This window comes from Corynebacterium sp. MSK204 (assembly GCF_030229885.1).
Lineage (GTDB): Bacteria > Actinomycetota > Actinomycetes > Mycobacteriales > Mycobacteriaceae > Corynebacterium.
This window is the reverse complement of the sequence record NZ_JASPGQ010000021.1, coordinates 21,334-28,671: the sequence shown is the minus strand read 5'-3', so window position 1 is coordinate 28,671 and position 7,338 is coordinate 21,334. Positions and strand designations below refer to the sequence as shown.

The 7,338-nt window shown below is 57.8% G+C and carries 7 protein-coding genes and 5 tRNA genes; 3 read left to right on the top strand and 9 right to left on the bottom strand.

The window, feature by feature from the left end; all coding sequences use genetic code 11:
• Positions 1-157: 157 nt before the first annotated feature.
• The gene (gene murA / locus QP908_RS10990) at positions 158-1,426 is read right to left on the bottom strand and encodes a UDP-N-acetylglucosamine 1-carboxyvinyltransferase (RefSeq protein WP_023023781.1); all 1,269 of its coding nucleotides are present in this window, start codon (positions 1,424-1,426) and stop codon (positions 158-160) included.
• Between the two features lie 21 nt (positions 1,427-1,447).
• Positions 1,448-2,287, bottom strand: a complete 840-nt coding sequence (ramA, locus tag QP908_RS10985) for an acetate metabolism transcriptional regulator RamA (protein ID WP_005279642.1) — start codon at positions 2,285-2,287, stop codon at positions 1,448-1,450.
• A gap of 265 nt (positions 2,288-2,552) precedes the next feature.
• Between ramA and cysK the strand changes: the two genes are divergently transcribed.
• Together cysK and epsC are read left to right on the top strand one after the other, a co-directional pair.
• Positions 2,553-3,488, top strand: coding sequence for a cysteine synthase A (gene cysK, locus QP908_RS10980; RefSeq protein WP_023023783.1), 936 nt, complete (start codon positions 2,553-2,555; stop codon positions 3,486-3,488).
• Positions 3,489-3,570: 82 nt separating this feature from the next.
• A complete protein-coding gene (gene epsC / locus QP908_RS10975; RefSeq protein ID WP_284772271.1) occupies positions 3,571-4,134 on the top strand; it encodes a serine O-acetyltransferase EpsC in 564 nt (187 codons plus the stop codon).
• Positions 4,135-4,183: 49 nt separating this feature from the next.
• Here the strand turns inward: epsC and QP908_RS10970 are convergent, their stop codons facing one another.
• The 5 genes from QP908_RS10970 to QP908_RS10950 all read right to left on the bottom strand — a co-directional run bounded on the left by QP908_RS10970 (position 4,184) and on the right by QP908_RS10950 (position 5,063).
• Positions 4,184-4,465 (bottom strand): GNAT family N-acetyltransferase, encoded by a 282-nt coding sequence (locus tag QP908_RS10970; protein WP_239268314.1) that lies wholly within the window; start codon positions 4,463-4,465, stop codon positions 4,184-4,186.
• 56 nt (positions 4,466-4,521) lie between these two features.
• Positions 4,522-4,594 (bottom strand) — tRNA-Phe (locus QP908_RS10965).
• Between the two features lie 19 nt (positions 4,595-4,613).
• Positions 4,614-4,687 (bottom strand) — tRNA-Asp (locus tag QP908_RS10960).
• 191 nt (positions 4,688-4,878) lie between these two features.
• Positions 4,879-4,952 (bottom strand) — tRNA-Asp (locus QP908_RS10955).
• Between the two features lie 35 nt (positions 4,953-4,987).
• Positions 4,988-5,063 (bottom strand) — tRNA-Glu (locus QP908_RS10950).
• 82 nt (positions 5,064-5,145) lie between these two features.
• On the opposite strand from QP908_RS10950, the gene QP908_RS10945 reads away from it, so the two are divergent.
• On the top strand, positions 5,146-5,478 hold the full coding sequence (locus QP908_RS10945; RefSeq protein WP_023023790.1) for a metal-sensitive transcriptional regulator: 333 nt from the start codon (positions 5,146-5,148) through the stop codon (positions 5,476-5,478).
• 31 nt (positions 5,479-5,509) lie between these two features.
• Here the strand turns inward: QP908_RS10945 and QP908_RS10940 are convergent.
• Together QP908_RS10940 and scpC are read right to left on the bottom strand one after the other, a co-directional pair.
• A tRNA-Lys gene (locus QP908_RS10940) sits at positions 5,510-5,582 on the bottom strand.
• A gap of 126 nt (positions 5,583-5,708) precedes the next feature.
• Positions 5,709-7,211, bottom strand: coding sequence for a succinyl-CoA:acetate CoA-transferase ScpC (gene scpC, locus QP908_RS10935; protein ID WP_284772270.1), 1,503 nt, complete (start codon positions 7,209-7,211; stop codon positions 5,709-5,711).
• Positions 7,212-7,338: the final 127 nt, after the last annotated feature.

Sequence of the window (7,338 nt, the reverse complement as noted above, 5' to 3'; positions counted from 1 at the left end):
GAACCAAGTCAAATCCTCGAACCAAGCCAGTACAAAAAGTCACTCACAAGTAACCAACCGGCTACCTCTCGGCGACTTCGATAAAGTTACACCCCACTCCAGAAAACACACAAATCCCCAGCACACACCGCAAAAATGCATACTGGGGAAAGGTTAATTAGAAGATTTCTTCTTCCTGCGTCCTTTCGATGGTGGCTCCAAGCCGTGAAAGGTTCTCCACAAAGTGGGGATAGCCGCGGTCGATATGGAAGACATCGTGAACGGTCGTGGCTTCGTCGGCGCAGAGTGCGGAAAGCACCAGGCCAGCTCCTGCGCGGATATCGGAGCTCCACACATGCGTAGAGGAAAGATGCTCCTTTCCGCGCACCACCACATGATGACCGTCTACTTGGGCATCGGCACCCAAGCGCAGCATTTCGTCGACGAAGCGGAACCGGGATTCAAAGACGTTCTCCGTGATCACGGTGGTCCCTTCGGCGATGGAGGAAATGCCGATGGCCATGGGCTGGAGGTCCGTCGGAAAGCCTGGGAAAGGCAACGTCTGGTAATCCACAGCGGTAGGGCGCTTATCCATACGCACGCGGAAGCCGTTTTCATAGGTTTCAATCTCTGCACCGGCGGACTTCAGCTTTTCCAGCGGAAGGTGCAAGTGGCGCGGAGCAATGCCGCCGACTGTGATATCGCCTTGTGTCATGGCTGCGGCATAAGCCCAGGTGCCTGCCACGATGCGGTCACCGATGACCTCGTGCTCCGTTGGGTTAAGCCGGTCCACGCCGTGGATGGTGACCTCGGAGGTGCCTTCGCCTTCGATATTGGCGCCCATGGATTTCATCATCTCGCACAGGTCAACGATCTCGGGCTCGCGGGCGGCGTTGTGGAGGACGGTGGTGCCCTCAGCCAAGACGGCGGCGGTCAAAATGTTTTCCGTTGCACCAACGGAAGGAAAGTCCAAACGGATGGTGGAACCGCGAAGCTCGGAGGCCTCAGCGACCACGGCGCCGTGTTCAATGCGGGTGGTGGCACCGAGTTTTTCCAAGCCGGTCTGGTGCATATCAAGCGGGCGAGAGCCAATGGCGTCACCACCGGGCAGCGCAACCTTTGCATGCCCGCAGCGCGAGGTTAGTGGGCCTAAGACGCATACCGATGCCCTAAATTGGCGAACCGCATCAAAGTCCGCGTTCGATTGCGGCGTCGCAGGGGTAGTAATGCGGACGGTGCTGCCATCGATTGTCACCTCGCAGCCCAAGCCTTCGAGTACCTTTTTCATCAAAGGTACGTCCAGAATCTCTGGGCAATTGGTCAGCGTCGTCGTCCCCTCCGCCAGCAACGCGGCGGCCATGAGCTTAAGGACGCTGTTTTTGGCGCCATCTACTTTGACGGTGCCTGCAAGACGGGCACCGCCGGAAACAATAAACTGATCTTTCACAGCTTTCTACGCTACCGGTTATCAGGGCAACGCGCCGATCCGGCGGGCGGCATTGACGGCTTCGTAGCGAGTGTGCGCCCCCAACTTGCGCATCACGGAGCGTAGGTAGGACTTGACGGTTTCGGCACCAATTCCCATTTCTTCCGCCGCTTCCACGTTGGTGTGGCCGAGTGCCACGCAGGAGAGGACGTCGAGCTCGCGGGCGGAAAGCTTGGTTGATTGCTTCACGCGCACGGGAGAGACCATCTGATCGCAGAGCGCCTCGAGTTCCTTGCGCAACTCCTCGTCCTCGACGCGGTTGGCCAGCATGCGCAGCTTGGAGTGGGTGGAACGAACCTGTTCCCATTCCGCACCGTTCATCGCATGGCCGCGGGACGCACCTCCCTTTCCGCCATCGGCGCGGCGCATCGCGGAGTTGACCGCGAGATCTTGCTCTAGGGTCCGGGCCGTCATCGTTACTTCCTCGATGACCTTATCCCCCAAGCGCACAGGGGAATGTACGCCAACGTAAAGCACTCCCCGGATTTCACGCTGCACGGTAACGGGTACGGCCACGATCGAGTGCAGGCCTTCGTCTTGGATTACGCTGTCGTTCTCGTGGGAAATGGTGGTGGCACGCGTGTAGTCCGATACGCCCACCGCGCGGCGGGTGGTGATGACGCGCCCGCCGACGCCCACGCCGGCATCGATAAGCAGATTCTGCAGCGCCGGCGTACGCAGGCCCACCCACTGGGTAATTTGCAGGCGATTATCCGCCAATAATGTTGCGTACATCGTCACTGGGATTCCGGTGGCGGTTTTGAGAGACGACAGTGCCGCGCGTACGGATTCTTCATCATCTTTGAGGCGATGCGACTCCATGAGACTCTTTCCTCGTCGGGGGTAACCAAGTAGGTGCACCCGATATCCCCGAAAACTTGGGGAGCAGCGGGTAACTACGTGGAATTATAGACAGCAAGTGGGGGTAATTCGAAATCGTCCCTTCGTCTCCGCGGCCGTGAATCCCACATTCCATGCCCGAATGGGTTGTCTGTAATAAATATACCAATCTGTCTACTTAAATAGTGTATCCTTGCGCTTGTACCTGATTTGACCACGAATATGATTCCCAAAGGAGTCCTAATAAATGGCTATTTACAACAATGTCCTAGAGACCATCGGCGGTACCCCACTTATCCGCATCAACCGCTTGGCTGAGGGTAAGGGTGCCACCGTGCTGGCCAAGGTGGAGTCCTTTAACCCTGGTAACTCCGTGAAGGACCGCATCGGCCTCGCCATCATCAAGGCCGCTGAGGAATCCGGTGACCTGAAGCCGGGCGGCACCATCGTTGAAGCTACCTCCGGTAATACCGGCATTGCCCTAGCACTGGCCGGCGCAACCTTGGGCTACGACGTTGTCCTCACCATGCCAGAGACCATGTCCAATGAGCGCAAGGTCCTGCTTCGCGCATACGGTGCAGAAATCATCCTGACCCCGGGCGCTGCCGGAATGCAGGGTGCGGTTGATAAGGCCAACGAGATCGTCGCCGAGCGCGACAACGCCATCTTGGCTTCCCAGTTCGCTAACGAGGCCAACCCCAAGATCCACGAGGCCACCACCGGCCCGGAGATCTGGGACGACGCCGAGGGCAATGTCGATGCCTTCGTCGCAGGCGTCGGCACTGGCGGCACCATCACCGGTGCAGGTCGCTATCTGAAGTCCAAGAACCCAGACGTTTACCTCGCAGCCGTTGAGCCGGCTGACTCCCCTGTGCTGTCTGAAGGCCAGGCAGGTCCGCACAAGATCCAGGGCCTAGGCGCCAACTTCGTGCCGGACGTGCTCGACCGCGAGCAGCTGGATGAGGTCCTGACCGCTTCCCTCGAGGAGTCCATCAAGCTTTCCCGCGACCTTGCTACCGAGGAAGGCCTGCTGGTTGGCATTTCCGCCGGTGCAAACCTCTCCGCCGCGCTGAAGCTGGCTGAGCGCCCCGAGTTCGAGGGCAAGACCATCGTCGTTGTCCTGCCGGACTTTGGTGAGCGCTACGTTTCCACCGTTCTTTTCGAGGACATCCGCGAGGCATAACTAGCCCCGCAACCTAGTCCATGAATAAAAGGCACCCGTCAAGCTTGGCGGGTGCCTTTTTGTGACCAGTATTATAGTCCGCATGAGCATTATTAAATATATCCGCGAAGATTTAGCCAATGCCCGCGACCATGACCCAGCTGCCCGTGGCGACGTTGAAAACGCGATCGTCTATTCCGGCCTGCACGCCATCTGGTCGCACCGCGTGTCCCACTGGCTGTGGAAGCGCGGCCTGCGGGGCCCTGCGCGCATCCTGGCCCAAATTAATCGCTTTTTTACCGGCATCGAGATCCACCCAGGCGCCACCATCGGGCGCCGCTTCTTCATCGACCACGGGATGGGCATTGTCATCGGCGAAACCGCGGAAATTGGCGATGGCGTCATGCTCTACCACGGCGTGACGCTCGGCGGTCAGGTGCTCACCCAGACCAAGCGCCACCCCACGGTGGAAGATAACGTCACCATCGGCGCGGGCGCCAAGGTCTTAGGCCCCATCACCATCGGGGCCGGTTCCGCCATCGGTGCCAATGCCGTTGTCACGAAGGATGTACCGGCCGATCACATCGCCGTGGGCATCCCCGCCAAGAATCGGCCTTCATATAGGCATGAGCGGGTCAAGCTCGTGGATCCGGACTACTACATCTAAATAGACTAAAAGCGGCCCACAGTCTTGTGTGGGCCGCTTTTTGCTGTGCTTAACCGCGCAGCAGATCCTGGTATTCGGGGTTCTTGTCCATAAAGTGCGCCACGGCAGAGCAGGTGACGATGACCTTCATGCCGGCAGCCCGGGTTTCATCGAGGGCCTCCTTAATCAGCGGGGAGGACAAGCCCTGACCGCGGAAGTCGTCCCCGATGACCGTGTGGTTGAACTCGCGGGTATCGCCGGAATCTACGTATTCGCAGATTCCCGCTTCCACACCATCAACGGTAAGCACGAAACGGGACAAATCGGTTTGATGAGAAATTGCTTTTTCCATGTCCCCCATTAAACCAAAAATGGCCCCTCCTTGATAATAAGGAGGGACCATAGTTGTGGCCAGAGCCAGGATCGAACTGGCGACCCCACACTTTTCAGGCGTGTGCTCTACCGACTGAGCTATCTGGCCAGAAACCCGAAGGTTTCCGCGACCTTGACGGGACTTGAACCCGCGACCTCCGCCGTGACAGGGCGGCGCGCTAACCAACTGCGCCACAAGGCCATTTTCAGTTTTGTGTGCCCCTTGGGCACGGGTAATTACTTTACACAGGCGCCTAGAAACAACACAAATCAGCACTACAACGCCGTTTTCCGCCGCTTGCTGATGCCCCAGTGATGCTGAGGTGGCATCAGCTAGCAGCCTGCAAAACCAAAAAAGAACAGTACCCGCCGAAGCGTGTACTGTTCAGAATGCGACCTTGACGGGACTTGAACCCGCGACCTCCGCCGTGACAGGGCGGCGCGCTAACCAACTGCGCCACAAGGCCAAATGAGAAATTATTTCGTACCAACACAAAGGTGTTGGTACCCCCAACGGGATTCGAACCCGTGCCGCTGCCGTGAAAGGGCAGTGTCCTAGGCCGCTAGACGATGGGGGCCAGTCGCTTCTTGGCGACTTCTAGAAATATACTGGAGACATCACCAAGAAACAAAATCGCTCCCCCAGAAGGAGTTTTAACCATGTCTGAGCAGCAGAAAACCTGTTCCTGCCACGAGCCGGATATCCACGGATACAACGCCGATAGTAAGAGCAAAGCGCGTTATCTGGCGCGCCTGAAGCGCATCGAAGGCCAGGCGCGCGGGATTCATCGCATGGTCGATGAGGACCAATACTGCATCGATATCATCACCCAAATCTCGGCGGTGACATCCGCGCTAGAGAACGTCTCTCTCGCGCTCTTAGAAGACCACATAGAGCACTGTGTGGCCGGTGCAGCGGCCGAGGACGGCGAGGTGGCTAAGGAGAAGCTAGCGGAGGCTATGCACGCCATTAAGAAGCTCGTGAAAAACTAGAAAAGGAGCCGCCCGAAGGCGGCTCCTGATGTGGGCCCTGTGGGGATCGAACCCACGACCTGCGGATTAAAAGTCCGTAGCTCTACCAACTGAGCTAAAGGCCCAACGTCGCTCTATATTAGCGTGTTGACTTTTAGATCTCCTAATTCACCCCTCGCCTGAGAGTATCCAAACAAAGCAGAAGGAGGGCTTCCCAGCCGGGAGGCCCTCCTTTGCCATGGCGGTGGAGATTAACCGCGCATGTCACCCTTTTCCATGAAGTTAACCTGGAAATCGAAGGCAGTCTTCAAGTCGTGCGGGGTGTGCTGGAACTTGTTTTCCTTCGCACGCTCGTAGTACTCCTCCAACAGCGGACGGTAGTCCGGGTGAGCCACGGCGATGATCTTCTCAACGCGCTGCTTTGGAGCCAAGCCACGCAGGTCAGCCACACCGTATTCGGTGATGATGACCATGGTGTCGTGCTCGGTGTGGTCCGTGTGGGACACAAACGGAACCAGAGCGGAGATGGCGCCATCCTTCGCGATGGATGGGGACACGAAGGTGGAGATGTACGCGTTACGGGTGAAGTCACCAGAGCCACCGGTGCCGTTCATGATGCGGGAACCGGACACGTTGGTGGAGTTGATGTTGCCGTAGATATCTCCCTCGATCATGCCGTTGGAAGAAATCAAGCCGACGCGGCGGATGACCTCAGGGTGGTTAGAAATCTGCTGCGGGCGCAGGATGATGTGGTTGCGGTAGCGGTCTGCTTCCGCGTTCATCTTTTCTGCGTACTCCGGCGACAGCGCGAAGGAGGTTGCAGAAGCCACGGTCATCTTGCCGGCATCGATAAGGTCCAGCATGCCGTCCTGGATAACCTCGGTATATGCCTGGATGTTTTCGAACTTGGAGTCCAGAAGGCCCGCCATCACGGCGTTCGGCACGTTACCCACGCCGGACTGCATGATGAACTTGTCGTACTCGAGGCGGCCTGCGGCAACCTCGCCCTCCAAGAACTCGATGAAGTTAGCGGCGATCTTCTCAGAGGTCTCGTCCGGCTCGCGGAATGGAGCGTTACGGTCGGCCGAGTTGGTCTTGACAACTGCCACGACCTTCTCCTCCGGGATCTCCATGTAGGTGGTACCAATGCGGTCGCCCGGCTTGTTAATCGGGATGGGCTGGCGGTTAGGCAGCTTGTCGATGCGGTAGATGTCGTGCATACCCTCAAGGTTCTCGGACTGCCACTCGTTAATCTCGATGATGATCTTGTCTGCAGCCTCGACGAACTCGAGGTTATTGCCCACTGCGGAGGAGGGCACGATATTGCCTTCCTCGGTAATGCGTACGGCCTCGATGATGGCTACCTGGAAGTCACCATAGAAGCCCTCTTCTACCTGCTGGCCCAGGTGGGACAGGTGAATATCCTGGTAGAGCGCGGTGCCGTCGTTGAATTGCTTACGCAGCAGCGGGTCGGAGTTGTATGGGGAGCGGAAGCTAATAGCCTCTGCCTCTGCCAAAACACCGTCGCAGTCAGGGGCGGTAGAAGCACCGGAGAAGAGGTCAATCTTGAACTCTTCGCCCTTGTCGTGCAGCGCCTTCGCCTTATCTGCAATGGCGGTAGGCAAACCCTTGGGGTAACCTGCACCGGTGAAGCCGGAGATTCCTACGCGGTCACCATTGTTGACGTACTTCGCAGCCTCCTCTGCAGAAACTACGAGCTTCTCAAACGGGGCGTATGCGATTCTATCGGACAACTGTCATCCTCCTTCATATACGAGTAGACCGGTGCTACGGCCCACCCAATTTAGTTACACAGACCACAGTAGCGAAAATTAACGTTTTCGCCACCATCATTTTGTGACATTCACCCCAATCATGGGA

Coding starts and splice junctions, on each gene's coding strand:
- ramA (WP_005279642.1), bottom strand. CDS start 2,287: ATGGAGTCGCATCGCCTCAAAGATGATGAAGAATCCGTACGCGCGGCA.
- cysK (WP_023023783.1), top strand. CDS start 2,553: ATGGCTATTTACAACAATGTCCTAGAGACCATCGGCGGTACCCCACTT.
- epsC (WP_284772271.1), top strand. CDS start 3,571: ATGAGCATTATTAAATATATCCGCGAAGATTTAGCCAATGCCCGCGAC.
- QP908_RS10970 (WP_239268314.1), bottom strand. CDS start 4,465: ATGGAAAAAGCAATTTCTCATCAAACCGATTTGTCCCGTTTCGTGCTT.
- QP908_RS10945 (WP_023023790.1), top strand. CDS start 5,146: ATGTCTGAGCAGCAGAAAACCTGTTCCTGCCACGAGCCGGATATCCAC.